17 protein-coding genes are annotated in these 15,408 nt (G+C 73.9%); 8 read left to right on the forward strand and 9 right to left on the reverse strand.

Translation table 11 applies throughout. The annotated features are described in order from the left end of the window. Position 1 precedes the first annotated feature (1 nt). The gene (locus O2W16_RS20025) at positions 2-604 is read right to left on the reverse strand and encodes an acyl-CoA-like ligand-binding transcription factor (RefSeq protein WP_269160592.1); all 603 of its coding nucleotides are present in this window, start codon (positions 602-604) and stop codon (positions 2-4) included. Between the two features lie 116 nt (positions 605-720). Here O2W16_RS20025 and O2W16_RS20030 point away from each other — a divergent pair, with 116 nt between their 5' ends. Both O2W16_RS20030 and O2W16_RS20035 read left to right on the forward strand, forming a co-directional pair. Continuing rightward, positions 721-1,329 (forward strand): DUF6518 family protein, encoded by a 609-nt coding sequence (locus O2W16_RS20030; RefSeq protein ID WP_269160593.1) that lies wholly within the window; start codon positions 721-723, stop codon positions 1,327-1,329. A gap of 4 nt (positions 1,330-1,333) precedes the next feature. Further along, positions 1,334-1,843: an AAA family ATPase gene (locus O2W16_RS20035; RefSeq protein WP_269160594.1), complete on the forward strand. Its 510-nt coding sequence runs from the start codon at positions 1,334-1,336 to the stop codon at positions 1,841-1,843. On the opposite strand, the gene O2W16_RS20040 is transcribed toward O2W16_RS20035, so the two are convergent. After that, on the reverse strand, positions 1,836-2,381 hold the full coding sequence (locus O2W16_RS20040) for a DUF1003 domain-containing protein (protein WP_269160595.1): 546 nt from the start codon (positions 2,379-2,381) through the stop codon (positions 1,836-1,838). The two genes, O2W16_RS20035 and O2W16_RS20040, sit on opposite strands and share 8 nt — an antisense overlap. Further along, positions 2,374-3,603: a magnesium transporter MgtE N-terminal domain-containing protein gene (locus tag O2W16_RS20045; RefSeq protein WP_269160596.1), complete on the reverse strand. Its 1,230-nt coding sequence runs from the start codon at positions 3,601-3,603 to the stop codon at positions 2,374-2,376. Before O2W16_RS20045 ends, O2W16_RS20040 begins: the two co-directional genes overlap by 8 nt. 102 nt (positions 3,604-3,705) lie before the next feature. Here O2W16_RS20045 and O2W16_RS20050 point away from each other — a divergent pair, with 102 nt between their 5' ends. Both O2W16_RS20050 and O2W16_RS20055 read left to right on the forward strand, forming a co-directional pair. Beyond that, a complete protein-coding gene (locus O2W16_RS20050; RefSeq protein WP_269160597.1) occupies positions 3,706-4,587 on the forward strand; it encodes a PhzF family phenazine biosynthesis protein in 882 nt (293 codons plus the stop codon). After that, complete coding sequence (locus tag O2W16_RS20055) at positions 4,584-5,552, forward strand: DMT family transporter (RefSeq protein ID WP_269160598.1); 969 nt, start codon at positions 4,584-4,586, stop codon at positions 5,550-5,552. Before O2W16_RS20050 ends, O2W16_RS20055 begins: the two co-directional genes overlap by 4 nt. A gap of 117 nt (positions 5,553-5,669) precedes the next feature. Here the strand turns inward: O2W16_RS20055 and O2W16_RS20060 are convergent, their stop codons facing one another. Beyond that, positions 5,670-6,239 (reverse strand): GNAT family N-acetyltransferase, encoded by a 570-nt coding sequence (locus tag O2W16_RS20060; RefSeq protein ID WP_269160599.1) that lies wholly within the window; start codon positions 6,237-6,239, stop codon positions 5,670-5,672. A gap of 137 nt (positions 6,240-6,376) precedes the next feature. Here O2W16_RS20060 and O2W16_RS20065 point away from each other — a divergent pair, with 137 nt between their 5' ends. Next, positions 6,377-7,330, forward strand: a complete 954-nt coding sequence (locus O2W16_RS20065) for an HpcH/HpaI aldolase/citrate lyase family protein (RefSeq protein WP_269160600.1) — start codon at positions 6,377-6,379, stop codon at positions 7,328-7,330. A gap of 57 nt (positions 7,331-7,387) precedes the next feature. On the opposite strand, the gene O2W16_RS20070 is transcribed toward O2W16_RS20065, so the two are convergent. Together O2W16_RS20070 and O2W16_RS20075 are read right to left on the reverse strand one after the other, a co-directional pair. Further along, on the reverse strand, positions 7,388-7,846 hold the full coding sequence (locus O2W16_RS20070) for a DUF4190 domain-containing protein (RefSeq protein ID WP_269160601.1): 459 nt from the start codon (positions 7,844-7,846) through the stop codon (positions 7,388-7,390). A gap of 16 nt (positions 7,847-7,862) precedes the next feature. Beyond that, positions 7,863-8,561 carry a hypothetical protein gene (locus tag O2W16_RS20075; protein WP_269160602.1) on the reverse strand — a complete coding sequence of 233 codons (699 nt, stop codon included), beginning with the start codon at positions 8,559-8,561 and terminating at the stop codon, positions 7,863-7,865. A 121-nt stretch (positions 8,562-8,682) separates the two neighbouring features. On the opposite strand from O2W16_RS20075, the gene O2W16_RS20080 reads away from it, so the two are divergent. Continuing rightward, the gene (locus O2W16_RS20080; protein ID WP_269160603.1) at positions 8,683-9,879 is read left to right on the forward strand and encodes an acyl-CoA dehydrogenase family protein; all 1,197 of its coding nucleotides are present in this window, start codon (positions 8,683-8,685) and stop codon (positions 9,877-9,879) included. Positions 9,880-9,974: 95 nt separating this feature from the next. Then, positions 9,975-10,898 (forward strand): NADP-dependent oxidoreductase, encoded by a 924-nt coding sequence (locus O2W16_RS20085; protein WP_269160604.1) that lies wholly within the window; start codon positions 9,975-9,977, stop codon positions 10,896-10,898. Positions 10,899-11,070: 172 nt separating this feature from the next. On the opposite strand, the gene O2W16_RS20090 is transcribed toward O2W16_RS20085, so the two are convergent. Then, positions 11,071-11,745 carry a DNA alkylation repair protein gene (locus O2W16_RS20090; RefSeq protein ID WP_269160605.1) on the reverse strand — a complete coding sequence of 225 codons (675 nt, stop codon included), beginning with the start codon at positions 11,743-11,745 and terminating at the stop codon, positions 11,071-11,073. 99 nt (positions 11,746-11,844) lie between these two features. Here O2W16_RS20090 and O2W16_RS20095 point away from each other — a divergent pair, with 99 nt between their 5' ends. Beyond that, positions 11,845-13,389: an acetolactate synthase large subunit gene (locus O2W16_RS20095; protein ID WP_269160606.1), complete on the forward strand. Its 1,545-nt coding sequence runs from the start codon at positions 11,845-11,847 to the stop codon at positions 13,387-13,389. Here O2W16_RS20095 and O2W16_RS20100 read toward each other — a convergent pair whose 3' ends face one another. After that, the gene (locus tag O2W16_RS20100; RefSeq protein WP_269160607.1) at positions 13,390-14,829 is read right to left on the reverse strand and encodes a sodium/glutamate symporter; all 1,440 of its coding nucleotides are present in this window, start codon (positions 14,827-14,829) and stop codon (positions 13,390-13,392) included. Positions 14,830-14,946: 117 nt separating this feature from the next. Beyond that, a partial coding sequence (locus tag O2W16_RS20105; RefSeq protein WP_442928924.1) for an LGFP repeat-containing protein occupies positions 14,947-15,408 on the reverse strand: 462 nt, incomplete at its 5' end.

The following is a 15,408-nucleotide window of genomic DNA, read 5'->3' on the forward strand; positions in this document are numbered from 1 at the left end:
GTCAGTGCGGAGGCTCGGGCAGGCCGGCGGCCAGTGCGTCCAGCGCCTCGTCGAGCAGGGTGGTGAGCGGGACGGCGCCGCGCTGGACGTGCCAGCGGGAGAAGGTCACCCGGACAGCGGCGGACAGCACGGCGGCGAGCAGACCGGGGTAGAGGTCTGTCTCGGCGTCCTGGCCGGTCCGCTCGGCGATCGCCACGGCGACCTCCCGCTCGTCGGCCGCACCGATCTCCACCAGCCGGGGGAGCAGTGAGGGGTTGCCGGCGACGACGGTGATCCGGTCGCGCAGCGCCGCGGCGTCGGCCTCGAGCTCGGTGAGGTCCGCGTGCAGGGCGGTGCGGGCGGCGGCGAGCACGCCGGTGCCGGCGGGCTGGGCGCGCAGCCGGGCGGAGAGCCGTGGCTGGTCGGTGCCGGCGGGGAACAGCAGCGCCTCCTCCTTGGCGGAGAAGTGGTTGAAGAACGTCCGGTAGGAGACGTCGGCCGCGGCCGCGACGGCCTCCACGGTGACGTTCTCCCAGCCGAGCTCGATCGCCAGCCGGAGGGTCGCCGCGGCCAGCGCGGCCCGGGTGTCGGCCTTCTTCCGCTCACGCAGCCCTCGCTCGGTCATGCGCTCAGGATGCGCCGCTCGCTGCACACTGTGCAAGCTTGCTCGCTGTGCAGCTCATCACCACGGTGCGGCGCGGCTGCCCCCCTTCGCCGGGCGGCGGCGGCACGATCGACGCCGTGACGGCGACCACCGAGGTGCGGGCCCGCCGCCGGGCACCTCTCGCGCTGGCCGTGCTCGCCGGCGTGCTGGCCGGTGTCGCGGCCAAGGCGGGGGACGAGTCGGGGTGGCGGTGGGCGGCCGACCTCGGCTCCTACCCGGCTGCCTGGGTGCTGGCCGTGGCACTGATCGGCTGGGCGGCGCCGTCGCCCTCCGCCGCTGCCCTCCGCTCCGGGGTGTTCTTCGCGGCGATGACGGTGGCCTACTACGCGTGGGCCGCGCTGGTCCTGGACTTCGGCTGGTCGGTCCGGCTGCTGGTCGCCTGGCTGGTGTTGTCGGCCACCGCGGTGCCGGTCACCGCCGTGGCGGCGCACGTGGCGACCCGGGGCTCGGGGTGGCTGCCGGGAGCCCTGCTCGCGACGGCCGCCGGGATCACTCTGGGCGGTGGTGCGCTGGCCGACGCCGGTGACCACCCGGTGCAGGCGGTGGTCGACGTCGTCGTCGCACTCATGCTCGTCGTCGTCCTGGCCCGTGACCTGCGCACCCGGCTCTGGGCCGCGGCGCTGACGCTCCCGCTCACCGGGGTGGCCGCGGTGCTCCTGGGTCTGCTGCGCGACCTGCTGGGCTGAGCGCGTGCTCATCGTGCTGGGCGGCCTGCCCGGGGTCGGGAAGACGACGGTCGCCCGGTCGGTGGCCGGCGCGCTGGGCGCGGCCCACCTGCGGGTCGACGCCTTCGAGGTCGCCCTGCTCCGGCAGGGCCTGGTGCCCGCTCCGGCCGAGGTCGGCGCGCACGGCTACGACCTGGCGCTGGCCGCCGCCGACACCTGCCTGACCGCCGGCACCGGCGTCCTGGTCGACGCGGTCTTCGACGTCGCCGCCGCCCGCCGGCCGTTCCGGGACCTGGCGACCCGGCACGGTGTCCCGGTGCACTGGGTGCGGCTGATCTGCACCGACCGGGCCGAGCACCGGCGCCGGGTCGAGGAGCGCTCCGCCGACCTCCCCGGCCACGTCCTCCCGACCTGGGAGCAGGTGCAGGCCCGGCGGGTCGACCAGTGGCACGACCGGCACACCGTCGTCGACACCGCCGGCGGCGACCCGGTCGTCGCCACGCTCGCGGCGGTCCGCGACGGACGCGTCAGCTGACGGGGTCGCCGGCCGACTCGCGGCGCTTCTTGTTCTTCTTCTTGCGCTCGGCGGCCTCGTCGTTCGGGTCCTCGGGCACCAGCCGGTTGAGCTCGCCACGGATGAAGTCGCGGGTGGCCAGCTCGCCGACCGACACCCGCAGCGACGCCAGCTCCCGGGCCAGGTACTCGGTGTCGGCGCGGGTCTGGGCGGCGCGGTTGCGGTCCTCCTCGGCCTGGATCCGGTCGCGGTCGGCCTGCCGGTTCTGCGCGAGCAGGATCAGCGGTGCGGCGTAGGCGGCCTGGGTGGAGAAGGCCAGGTTCAGCAGGATGAACGGGTAGGGGTCCCAGCGCAGGTCGACCGCGACGACGTTCAGCACGATCCAGACGATCACGAGGATCGTCTGCACCGCGAGGAACCGGCCGGTGCCCAGGAACCGGGCGATCCCCTCGGCGAACCGGCCGACCGCGTCGGGGTCCAGTCGCAGGAAGCTGCCGATGCCCCGGGCGGTGCGGGGCTGGTCCAGCCGCAGGTCGGCGCGCCGCTCGGCCTCAGCCACGACGGGACCTCTCGCGCCAGTCCTCGGGAAGCAGGTGGTCCAGGACGTCGTCGACGCTCACCGCACCCACCAGCCGGCCCTGCGGGTCGACCACCGGCGCGGCCACCAGGTTGTAGGTGGCGAAGTAGCGGGTGACCTCGGTCAGCGGCGTCTCCGGGCGAAGCGGCTCCAGGTCGTCCAGCACCCCGCTGACCAGCCCGGACGGCGGCTCGCGCAGCAGCCGCTGGATGTGCGCCAGCCCCAGGTACCGCCCGGTCGGGGTGGCCGACGGCGGCCGGCAGACGTAGACCTGGCTGGCCAGCGCCGGGGAGAGCTCGGGGGTGCGGACCCGGGCCAGCGCCTCGGCGATCGTCGCGTCGGGGGCGAGGATCACCGGCTCGCTGGTCATCATCCCGCCGGCGGTGTCCTCGGAGTACTTCAGCAGCTGGCGCACCGGCTCGGCCTCGTCCGGCTCCATCAGCTCGAGCAGCCGGTCCCGGTCGAGGGTGGAGAGCTCGGCCAGCAGGTCAGCGGCGTCGTCGGGGTCCATCTCCTCCAGGACGTCGGCGGCCCGGCGTTCCTTCAGGGTGCCCAGGATGGTGATCTGGTCGGCCTCGGGCAGCTCGCCGAGCACGTCGGCGAGCCGGGGGTCGTCCATCGCCTCGGCGACCTCGTGCCGCCGCTTGATCGGCAGCTCCTGCAGCGCGTGCGCCGCGTCGGCGGCGTTGAGCTCGCGGTAGGTGGCGATCAGCGTCTCGGCGCTCTGCCCGGTCTCGGGCAGGGCGAGCCCGCTGACCTCGTCCCACGCCAGCTGGTGCAGCTGCCCGCGACGGCCCAGCCGGCCCGGCTCCTGGACGGCGAGGCGGGAGACGACCCAGTCGCCGGTCCGGGTCTGCTCGATCGCGGCGTCGACGACGGCGGCCGGCCGGTCGGACTCCTGGATGGTCACCCGCCGGTCCAGCAGCTCGCCCAGCACCAGGGTCTCCCCGGCCCGCTGCTCGAAGCGCTTCAGGTTGACCGTGCCCGAGGACAGCCGCACCGAGGCGGAGTCCACGCCGGTGACCCGGCCCATCGGGCAGAAGATCCGGCGCCGCGGCACCACCTCGACGATGAGGCCCAGCACGCGCGGCGCGGCGGTGCCGACCCGCAGTGCGATGAGCACGTCGCGGACCTTGCCCACCCGGTCGCCGTTGGGGTCGAAGACGGTCAGCCCGGCCACCCGGGACACGTACGCCCTCGTCACCGTCGTCACTGGCCCTCCTCGATGCTGCGTCGGTCCCGGGACCAGTGGCCGGCGGCGACCTCGGGAACTCGGCCACCGGAGCGGAAGGCTACCGTCGCCGTCGTGGCGGCTCCGGGACCCGATCGACTCAGCTACGAGGTCGTGGACGTGTTCGCGCCCCGGCCCTACGCCGGCAACCCGCTGGCGGTGGTGTTCGACGCCGACGGGCTGACCACCGAGCAGTGCCAGGCGCTGGCCTTCGAGTTCCACCTCTCGGAGACCTCGTTCCTCTGCGCGCCCACCACCTCCGACGCCGACTACCGGGTGCGGATCTTCACGCCGTTCGCCGAGCTGCCCTTCGCCGGGCACCCGAGCGTCGGGGCCGCGCACACGCTGGTGCGCACCGGTCGGCTGCCCGCCGGTCGGGTGCGCCAGGAGTGCGGCGTCGGCGTCCTCGACCTGACCGTGGACGACGCGGGGGCAGCCCTCGGCGGTGGCCGGCCGACCCTCGAACCGGGGCCGGACCCCGCCGTCCTGGCGGCCGCGCTGGGCCTGTCCGCCGCGGACCTGGCCGACTCCCCGGTGCACGTGGCCGGCTGCGGCCTGCCCTTCGCCTACCTGGCCGTGCAGCCCGGCGCGGTCGACCGGGCGCGCCCGGACCAGGGCGCGCTGGACCTGCTCGGCGTGGGGGAGGGCGTCTCGGTGCTCAGCTGGGACGCCGGCACGGCCACCGCGTACGCCCGGGTGTTCGCCGGCGACCTGCGCTGGGGGGAGGACCCGGCCACCGGTTCGGCGGCGCTGGGCGCGGGGGTCTGGCTGGCCGCGACCGGCCTGGTGCCGGCGGACGGGACGACGGAGTACACGATCCGGCAGGGCGAGCAGCTCGGCCGGCCGTCGGTGCTGTCGTGCACGGTCACCGCCGCCGGCGGCCGGGCCACCGCGGCCACCGTCGCGGGCACCGTGCTGCCGATCGCCAGCGGCACCATCCGGGTCCCGGCGCGGTGACCGATCCCGCCGCTCCGCCCCGGTCACCGGCGCGCGCGGTGGGCGCCGCCGCCCCGTCGCTGTCGCCCTGGGCGGTGCACCGGCCGGGCGGTCGGGAGGTGGGGCTGATGGCGGTCGCCGTCATCGGGGTGTCGTTCTCCGGCCCGCTCACCGCCATGGTGGCCACCTCGTTCCTGGCGATCGCCTTCTGGCGCAACGCCGCCGGGGCGGTCCTGCTGCTGCCGGTCCTGCTGCTGCGCGAGCGCGCGACGCTGACCGGCCTGCGACCCCGGCAGCTGGTCAGCTCCGTCGTCGCCGGGCTCTTCCTCGCTGCCCACTTCGCCGCCTGGCTGCCCAGCCTGTCGATGACGACGGTCGCCGCCTCGACCGCACTCGTCACGACGACGCCGATCTGGACGGCGCTGGCCGCCCGCGTCTCCGGCGTCCACCTGCCCCGGCAGGTGTGGTGGGGGCTGGCGCTGGCGGTGTTCGGCGCCGCGCTGATCGCCGGGGTCGACGTCACCGTCTCCTGGACGGCGCTGGCCGGTGACGGGCTCGCGCTGCTGGGGGCGATCTGCGCCGGTGGCTACATGCTCGCCGGTGCCCGGGCGCGGGAGCGGCTGACCACCTCCGCCTACGCCGTCGTCTGCTACTCGACCTGTGCGGTGGTCCTGGCCGTCGCCGCGCTGGTCGTCGGGGTGCCGCTGGCCGGCTTCAGCGCGCGGGACTGGTGGCTGATCGCGGCGATCACCGTCTGCGCGCAGCTGTTCGGGCACACGCTGCTGAACCTGGTGCTCTCCTCGGTGGGGCCGACGGTGGTGGGGCTGGCGGTGCTGCTGGAGGTGCCGGGTGCGCTGCTGGTCGCGCTGGTGCTGCTGCAGCAGGTGCCGCCCCTGCTGGCGCTGCCGGGGATGATAGCCGTGGTGATCGGGGTGGCCCTGGTGATCCGCGGCGGCCGCCCCACGCCGGAGGCCGATCCGGTGTAGGACCGAGGCGCTGTTGATCATCGGCGAACGGCTGCTCGACACGCCGGTGGTGGCCGCCGTTCACCGATGATCAACCGGAGGGGCGGGTCGTTCAGCGGACCCGAGCCGATCCAGCTGTCAGTCGTGCAGCAGGACGAGGCCGGGGCGCCCGTTCGGCGCATCCGGACCGTGTCCGACGCGGCGCCAGCCGCGCTGCTCATAGAGAGCGAGCGCAGGCGTGGGCTCGTCGCGGGTCACGAGCCACGCGCGCTGTCGGGTCTCGGCCAGCAGTGTGTCCAGCAGCGTCCCGCCCAGCCCCTGCCGACGGCGGCTCGGGTCGACGACCAGTAGGCAGACCGCGAAGCTGTCCTCCAGCAGGTCCGCCGCCGCGTCGAGGCGTGTGTGGAGCTGGCGTCCCCACGGGTCGGCCTGCTCGGTCCAGTGCCACGGGTGGCCGTAGGCGAATCCGACCAGTCGCCCGCCCGCGCGCAGCGAGGTGGTGAGCAGGTCCGGTCGGGGGAGGAGCGCGCCGTATAACTCGGCGAAGACCCCGGCGACCTCGGGTGGCTCCCACAGCGGTGCGTCCCGTGACGCTTGTCGATACAGGTGCTCGACCTCTGCCACCGCCGGTGCTCCGTCGCTTCCTTGCGTCAGCACGAGGTCCGGACCCACGGAATGACCGTAGCCAGCCCCGCTGCTGTTGACCATCGGCGAACGGTTGTTCGACACGCCGGTGGTGGCCGCCGTTCGCGATGATCACGCGGGCTGGGGGGCTGGGGGGCGGGGACTCGCGGGGCAGCGTCGCTACTCTCCGGTAACCAACGTCGACCAGCAGCGGAGGCACCGTGGCCGAGCTCCGATCCCGTCGTTCCAACCTCGCCGTCCCGGGCAGCAACCCCCGGTTCCTGGAGAAGGCCAAGAGCCTCCCAGCCGACCAGGTCTTCCTCGACCTCGAGGACGCCTGCGCCCCGCTGGCCAAGCCCGGGGCGCGGAAGAACATCGTCGCCGCGCTCAACGAGGGCGGCTGGGGGAGCAAGATCCGCACCGTCCGGGTCAACGACTGGACGACGGAGTGGACCTACCGCGACGTCGTCGAGGTCGTCGAGGGCGCCGGCGCGGAGCTCGACTGCCTGATGCTGCCGAAGGTCGCGGACGCCGCCCAGGTGAAGGCGCTGGACCTGCTGCTCACCCAGATCGAGAAGAGCAACGGGCTCGAGGTCGGCCGGATCGGCATCGAGGCGCAGATCGAGACGGCGCAGGGCCTGATCAACGTCAACGACATCGCGTTCGCCAGCGACCGGATCGAGACGATCATCTTCGGCCCGGCCGACTTCATGGCCAGCATCAACATGAAGTCGCTGGTGGTCGGCGCCCTGCACCCCGACTACCCGGGCGACCCGTTCCACCACATCCTGATGACTATCCTGATGGCCGCTCGAGCCCGCGGGGTGCAGGCCATCGACGGCCCGTTCCTGCAGGTGCGCGACGTGCCCGCGTTCGAGGAGGTGGCCAAGCGCTCGGCCGTGCTCGGCTTCGACGGCAAGTGGGTGCTGCACCCCGGGCAGATCGACGCGGCCAACGAGATCTACGCGCCGTCGCAGGAGGACTTCGACCACGCCGAGCTGATCCTCGACGCCTACGAGTGGGCCACCTCGGAGGCCGGCGGCAAGAAGGGCTCGGCGATGCTCGGCGACGAGATGATCGACGAGGCCAGCCGGAAGATGGCGCTGGTGATCGCCGGCAAGGGGCGCGCGGCCGGGATGTCCCGCACCTCGAGCTTCACCCCGCCGGAGAGCTGACCCGCCCCCTCGCAGGGCTCGTCGAGGGCCCCGTCCCGAGGAGGACGGGGCCCTCGCTCAGGGCGCGAACGCGCCGTCGCTGATCGAGGCGAGCAGGCCGATCCAGACGACCAGCCCGGTCGCCATCAGGGTCGTGCCGAGGCCGCCGACGATCACGGCGGCCAGCGCCAGGCCGTCGCCCTGCTCGCCGCTCCGCCGGATCTGGCCGCGGGCCAGCAGACCGAGCACCAGGCCGACCGGGGCGAAGAGGAACGTGGCGACCAGGGCGACGATCGCCAGCTGGTTGGTCGGCCGCCGCCATCCCGGCCAGTACCCGGCCGGCCCGTAGGACGACGGTCCGTACCCGGGCGGCCCCAACGCCGGTGGCCCGTACCCCGGCGGTCCGAAGGGCGGTGGCCCGTACCCCGGCGGCCCGTGGGGCGGCGGCTCGTACCCGGGTGGCCCGTGGGTCGGGGCGCCGGACGGCGGCGCGGCGTAGCCGGGCGGGTCCCCGCGGTAGAAGTCGTCCTGGCTCACCGCGTCAGTGTGCCGGTCAGGCGCCGATCGCCTCGGCAGGCAACGCGGCGATGCGGGTGGCGATCGACCGGCCGGCGGCGGCGGTGGTCTCCGGGTCGTCGCCGATCAGCACCGAGAGCACCTGGCCCCGCGCCTGGGCGAGGACGACCTGGGTGGTGCCGTCGCTGAGGCGGTATTGGAAGACCACGCTGTTGGCGGCCAGTCCCTCCGCGCTCGGGGCCGGCTCGAACGTGTACTCCTCGACCGGGCAGCGGGCGAACGCCTCGACCAGCTCCTGGACGGCGGTCGTCGCGGCGGCCGGGGTCGCGTAGGCGATCGCCTCCGACGACAGCTGTGCGGTGCCCTCGGCGTCCAGCCCCACCACCGGCTGCTTCGCCGTCCGCTCCGACTCGGAGGCGAAGGTGTAGCCGCAGATGCCGTCGAGGCTCGGGTTCCCCGCCAGGTCGGCGTCCGAGGGGACCGGGTTGGCCTGCACCGACCAGCCCTCGGGCAGGTCGGCTGCCCGCAGGGCGGTCGCCACGATCGCCTCGACCGGGTCCTGCGCGGCGGCGGGGTCGGCTGCCGCCGCCGCCTCGGCGGCCGCGCCGGCCGGGGCGGGCTCGGCGGTGCCCGCGCTGGTCGCCGAAGCGTCGGCGGGCTCCTCGGTGGTCCCGCACCCGGCCAGCGCCAACAGGGCTGCGGCGGCGGGGACGAGGAGGCGGTGGCGGTGCGTCACCACAGCGACGGTAACCGCATCAGCTGGGCGGCCGGGACGCCGCAGGACAGGCCCGGGCGTGCCCCATACTCCCGGGATACTCGCGAGTAACCGAGACACCGTCGTCCCGAGGAGTGTGCGCATGACCCGCCTGGCCCAGACCGCGGACCTGACCGACGTCCAGACCGAGATCCTGTCGACGGTCCGCAGCTTCGTGGACAAGGAGATCATCCCCAGGGCCCAGGAGCTGGAGCACGGGGACGTCTACCCGACGGAGATCGTCGAGGGGCTCAAGGAGATGGGCATCTTCGGGCTCACCATCCCCGAGGAGTTCGGGGGGCTGGGGGAGTCGCTGCTGACCTACGCCCTGGTCGCCGAGGAGATCGCCCGCGGCTGGATGAGCGTCTCCGGCGTCATCAACACGCACTTCATCGTGGCGCACCTGATCACCCAGCACGGCACCCCGGAACAGCAGGCCGACCACCTGCCGCGGATGGCCACCGGCGACCTGCGGGGCGCGTTCTCGATGTCCGAGCCGGAGCTGGGCAGCGACGTCGCGGCGATCCGGACGAAGGCCACCCGCGACGGCGACGAGTACGTCATCAACGGTTCGAAGATGTGGCTGACCAACGGAGAGAACGCCACCCTGGTCGCCTTCCTGGTCAAGACCGACGAGGGCAGCGACTCGCCCTACAAGAACATGACCACGTTCCTGGTGGAGAAGACCCCGGGCCTGGGTGAGCGGCTGCCCGGATTCTCCATCCCGGGGCGCATCGACAAGATGGGCTACAAGGGGATCGACACCACCGACGCCAGCTTCGACGGGTTCCGGATCGGCGCGGACAAGGTCCTCGGCGGGCAGCCCGGGCGCGGTTTCTACCAGATGATGGACGGCGTCGAGGTCGGCCGGGTGAACGTCGCCGCCCGGGGCTGCGGGGTCGCGATCCGGGCCTTCGAGCTGGCCATCGAGTACGCCCAGCAGCGGGAAACCTTCGGCAAGCCGATCGCCCAGCACCAGGCCATCGCCTTCAAGCTCGCCGAGATGGCCACCAAGGTCGAGGCGGCCCACACGATGATGGTGCGCGCGGCCCGGCTGAAGGACTCCGGCGCCCGTTTCGACGTCGAGGCCGGCATGGCCAAGCTGCTGGCCAGCGAGTTCGCCAGCGAGGTCACCCAGGACTCCTTCCGCATCCACGGCGGCTACGGCTACTCCAAGGAGTACGAGATCGAGCGGCTGATGCGCGAGGCGCCGTTCCTGCTGATCGGCGAGGGCACCAGCGAGATCCAGAAGACGATCATCAGCCGCGGCCTGCTCAAGGAGTACGCCAGCAAGCGCTGACCCCGGCAGGGGCCAAAGTCGCGACTTTGGCCCCTCGGGGCGGGTGGAACAGCGGGGCGGGTGGGTGCCTTGCACGGGGCATGAGAGCTGCAGGAGTGACGGAGTTCGGTGGTCCGGAGGCCCTGCGCCTGATCGACGTGCCGCAGGAACCGCTGGGCCCTGGCCAGGTGCGCGTGCGGGTGACGGCCGCGGCGGTCAACCCGACGGACACCTACGCGCGCAACGGCACCTACGCCCAGCGTGACCCGGTGAAGGAGTTCCCCTACGTGCCCGGCATGGACGTCGCCGGGGTGCTGGACGAGATCGGGGACGGCGCCGACACCGACATCCACGTCGGCGAGCACGTGATCGGCGTCGTCGTCCCGACCGGCGCCCACGGCGGCTACCGCGAGGACGTCGTGCTGCCCGCCGGCTCGATCGCCCGCGCTCCCGACGGCGTCGGCGACGCCGCGGCGGCCACGCTGCCGATGAACGGCCTGACCGCCCGGCTCGCGCTGGACCGGATGGCGCTGCAGCCGGGCCAGGTGCTCGCGGTGACCGGCGCGGCCGGGGCGTTCGGCGGCTACGTCGTCCAGCTGGCCAAGAGCGAGGGGCTGACCGTCGTGGCCGACGCCAAGGCCGAGGACGAGCAGCTGGTGCGCGACCTGGGTGCCGACGTCGTGGTCCGGCGCGGGGACGACGTCGCGGCGCGGATCCGCGAGGAGTTCCCCGACGGCGTCGACGGGCTGGCCGACGGCTCGGTGCAGGATGCCGCCGTGCTGCCCGCGGTGAAGGACGGCGGGGCCGTCGCGACGGTCCGCGGCTACCGCGGCGACGGGCAGCGCGACCTGCGGGTGTTCCCGGTGATGGTGCGCGACTACGCCGAGGAGCACGCGAAGCTGGACCGGCTGCGCGAGCAGGTGGAGAAGGGCGAGATCACCCTCCGGGTGGCGCAGACCTTCCCGGCGGCGAAGGCCGCGGAGGCCCACCGCCGGCTCGAGGCCGGTGGCGTGCGGGGACGTCTGGTCCTCACCTTCTGACGGCGGTGGACAGGCCGGCATGAGACGTCGGCGGCGCAGGGGTTCGTGGGGCTCGCTCTGGTCCAAGGGCTCGGTGCTGTCGATCGGCTCGGTGCTGTCGGCGCAGTCCCGGGGGTCCTTGCTGTCGTGGCGGTCGGCGGGCGCCTGCCCGGGGGAGTGCGACTGCTGCGGGTCAGCCGGCTGAGGTGCCCAGGTGCTTGGCCGCCTCCCGACGGGAGAGCGGGCTGAGCTCGTGCTCGGCGAGGAACCGGCGCACCCAGTCGGGGTCGGTCTTGGTGTGCTCGCGCAGCGCCCAGCCGATCGCCTTGCGGACGAAGAACTCCGGGTCGCCGGCGTTGACCTCGATCACCTCGGTGAGCAGCGCGGTGTCGGTGCGCTCCTTGGCGCCGAGCTGGGCGATGACGGCGCTGCGCCGCAACCAGCGGTCCGGGCTCCGCGCCCAGCCCTGGAGCACCGGCCGCAGCTGCGCCGGGTGGGCGAGCAGCAGGTCGCGGACCCGGGGCTGGACCCCGTCGACCAGGTCCCACCACGCGCCCGAGGTGATCATCTCCTCGACCAGCGGCAGCAGCTGCAGGTCACGGCGGGCCGCCGACAGGCTGGTGAGCGCGATGGCGGCGTGCCGCTCCTCCCGGGCGGACGCCTCCCGCCACAGCCGGCCGGCTGCCCGTTCGACGTCCGCCGGGTGCGTTGTCGCGGCGGCCCGGACGATCCGGCGGACCTCGGGCAGCCGCACCCCGAGGCAGGGCTCCGCCGTCTTCAGGTAGGCCTGCATGCTGCGGCCCCGCTCGGGGTCCGCGGACGCCCGCAACGCGGCGCGCACCTCCCGGACCAGGTCGGCAGCGGCCATGCCGGGGATCCTGCCGCAGTCGGATCGCCCGCAGCGAGCCCCCGTGCGAGGCTGCCGGGGAGGTCGCCCGCCGGTGCGCGGCCCTGGTCGGGAGGTCCCGTGAACGGCGCGCAGGCAGTCATCCGCACCCTGGTCGACGGCGGGGTGGACGTCTGCTTCGCCAACCCCGGCACCTCGGAGATGCACTTCGTCGCCGCGCTGGACGACGTCCCGGAGATGCGGGCGGTGCTCACCCTGTTCGAGGGGGTCGCGACCGGCGCCGCCGACGGGTACGCCCGGATGACCGGCTCGCCGGCGGCGACGCTGTTGCACCTGGGGCCCGGGCTGGGCAACGGGATCGCCAACCTGCACAACGCCCGCCGAGCCCGGACGCCGCTGGTCAACGTCGTCGGCGACCACGCGCTGACCCACAAGGGGCTGGACGCGCCACTGGAGTCCGACATCGACGCGCTGGCCGGCACGGTGTCGGGGTGGGTGCGCCGGTCGCTGGCGACGAGCCAGGTCGGTGCGGACACCGCCGACGCGATCGCCGCGGCCCGCGAGTGGCCGGGACAGGTCGCCACCCTGGTGTTGCCGGCTGACGTCTCGTGGACCGAGGGCGGGTCCGTCAGCCTGCCCAGGGGACCGCGGTCGGCTCCGCGCGTGCCGGACTCCGAGGTCGAGGTCATCGCCGGGCTGCTCGGGCCCTCGACGATGCTCTTCCTCGGCGGCGACGCGGTGCTGGAGCCCGGGCTGCGGGCCGCCGCACAGGTCGCCGCGGGCACTGGCACCCGGCTGCTGTCCCAGCGGTCGCCCGCGCGGATGCAGCGCGGCGCGGGGCTGCCCGACGTGCTCAAGCTGCCCTATCCGCCCGAGGGGGCGCGCAAGCAGCTGGACGGCGTGCAGCACCTGGTGCTGGTCGGTGCCGCGGAGCCGGTGGCGTTCTTCGGCTACCCCGGCATGGACGGCCGGCTGGTGCCCGAGGGCTGCACGGTGCACGTGCTCACGACCCCGGGGGAGGACGGCGTCGCGGCGCTGCAGGCGCTGGCCCAGCTGGCCGCTCCGGACGCCGTCCCGCAGCTGGCCGAGGCCCGCCGTCCGGACCTGCCGACCGGGGAGCTGGACATCCAGGCCATGGCGGAGGTGGTCGGCGCGTTGCTGCCCGAGCGGGCGATCGTCGTCGACGAGGCGCTGACGAGTGGCTACTTCCTGCCCATGGCGACCGTCGGGGCACCCGCACACGACTGGCTGACCCTCACCGGCGGGGCGATCGGGCAGGGCATGCCGGTGGCCGTCGGTGCCGCGGTGGCCTGCCCGGACCGGCCGGTGATCTCGCTGCAGGCCGACGGCAGCGCGATGTACACGATCCAGGCGCTGTGGACCCAGGCGCGGGAGGGTCTCGACGTCACCACCGTCATCTGCGACAACAGCGCCTACGCGATCCTCGCGGGCGAGCTGGAGAGCGTGGGGGCGGCCAGCGGGGGAGAGCGCGCCGGGAAGCTGCTGGACCTGGGCGGTCCGGCGCTGGACTTCGTCGCGCTGGCCACCGGGATGGGCGTACCGGCCACCCGGGCGAGGACGGCCGAGGAGCTGGCCGAGCAGTTCCGCGCTGCGCTGACCGAGCCCGGGCCGCACCTGATCGACGCCGTCCTGCCGCGCAGCTGATCAGGTGTCCGCGACGCGCGCCTCCTCCTCGGCCGGCGAGCGCCGGCCGAAGTAGAAGATGCCGATCCCCAGCGACACGACGAGCAGCACGGCCATGAAGACCAGCAGCGGCACCGCGCCGAACTGGGCGATGAGCGGCAGCGCCGCCGCCGTGACCAGGCCGCCGCCGAAGAAGGGCTCGAAGGCCAGCTGTTTGTAGCCGAAGGCCTCCATCGCGGGGGTCGCGGCGTTCGGGTCGGCGACCCGGATGAGGATCAGCCCGGTGGCCGTGACGCCGAGGGACTGCCCGAGGTCGCCGATGCCGCGCTCGAACCAGAACCGCGGGATCATCCGGCGGGCCAGGAAGACGAAGACGCCGACGTTCCAGCCCAGCCCGGCGATGGCGAGCAGCAGGAACGTCACCCAGTTGTCCGCGATCGCCTGGATGGAGAGCGTGGCCAGGGCGCTGATGATCAGCAGGTCCAGCGCGATGCCCTGGATGCGCAGCATCATCTGCCGGTCGACGATGCCGGTGTAGTCGAAGCGGTCGACCAGCTTCTGCACCGCGACGCCGCCGATCATCGCCAGCGGGAACAGTGGCACGTACTCGAAGAGCTCGACGGTGTCGGCCCACAGCAGCCGCTCCAGCGCCTGCAGCGCTTCCAGCAGGGCGAGGCCCAGCAGGATCGCCACGGCGACGACGGCGAAGTGGATGGCCAGCGGCTCGACCGAGGCGGTGCGCACCGTCAGCATCGCCGCCGGCTTCTGCTCCTCCCGCTCGTAGAGCCCGCGCTGCTCGGCCAGCGAGGTCTTCGCGTCGCTCTCCAGCACCTCGGCGCGGCCGGTGTGCACCCCCCAGTTGATCAACGCGATGCCGACGACGACACCGGCGACGACGCCCACCGTGGCCAGGCCGAGGGCGAGGTCCTGCCCCTCGGGGAAGCCGAGCTCGGCGAAGGTGTCGCCCAGCCCGGCCGCGGTTCCGTGGCCGCCCTCGAAGCCGACCTCGATCAGCGCGCCGACCATCGGGTCCTGGCCGAGGAAGGGCACCAGCAGCAGGACGGCGAGCAGCAGTCCGATCACGTACTGGCCCGACGCCATGGTGACGCCGAGCGCCAGCTGCGGGCCGGCGAGTTCGGCGGCCTCCTTCACCTTGGGGATGCGCTCGCCGAGGAACAGCGTCGCGAAGACCACCGAGATGAGCAGGCCGGGCAGCGACGCCCAGACGTCGAGGAACTCCGCCGGCCACAGGCCGCCGGTGAACGGCGCGTCCTCCCCGCCGATCGCCTCGGCGATCGAGCCGACCACCTCCGGGCCGATCAGCAGGGCCAGGAAGCCGCCGATGATCGAGCTGGGGAGGAAGAGCTTCTGGGCGATCCGTGACCGGATCCTGATGAGCTTGGCGACCAGGAGCAGGACGCCCAGCACCAGCAGGCTGAGCCCGATGACGTCGGCGGACACGGTGCCTCCCACGGGTGGGTCCGTGTCGGGGACCGGTCACGCCGGGTGGTCCCTGACGGGTGGGGAACACCCTGGCGGCTCACGGGCCCACCCGACAACCCCCGGTCGGCGCGGCGGTCAGTCCGCCAGCAACACCTCGGTGGTGCCCGTGGCCCGGTCCCACACGATCGACCCGCCCTGGAAGTCGCTGCGGCGCCCACCCTCGACGGCGTACTCCCCGCTCACCGGGTAGCCCAGTGACCCCTTCTCCCAGTCGAGGTCTGCCCAGCGGCTTCGGATGGCGCCGTAGACCTCGTGGGCTCCGGTGTCGGGGGTCCAGTAGATCGAAGCACCGCCGCTGCCGTTGAAGTGGTTGAAGCGGCCGATGCCGTCGGGGGTGGGGCGTTCGCCGGTCACCGGGTAGCCCAGCGGTCCCTGCTCCCAGTCGAGGTCTGTCCAGCGGCTTCGGATGGCGCCGTAGACCTCGTGGGCTCCGGTGTCGGGGGTCCAGTAGATCGAGGCGCCGCCGCTGCCGTTGAAGTGGTTGAAGCGGCCGATGCCGTCGGGGGTGGGGCGTTCGCCGGTCACCGGGTAGCCCAG

This window comes from Modestobacter sp. VKM Ac-2984 (assembly GCF_026967985.1).
Classification (GTDB): Bacteria; Actinomycetota; Actinomycetes; order Mycobacteriales; family Geodermatophilaceae; genus Modestobacter.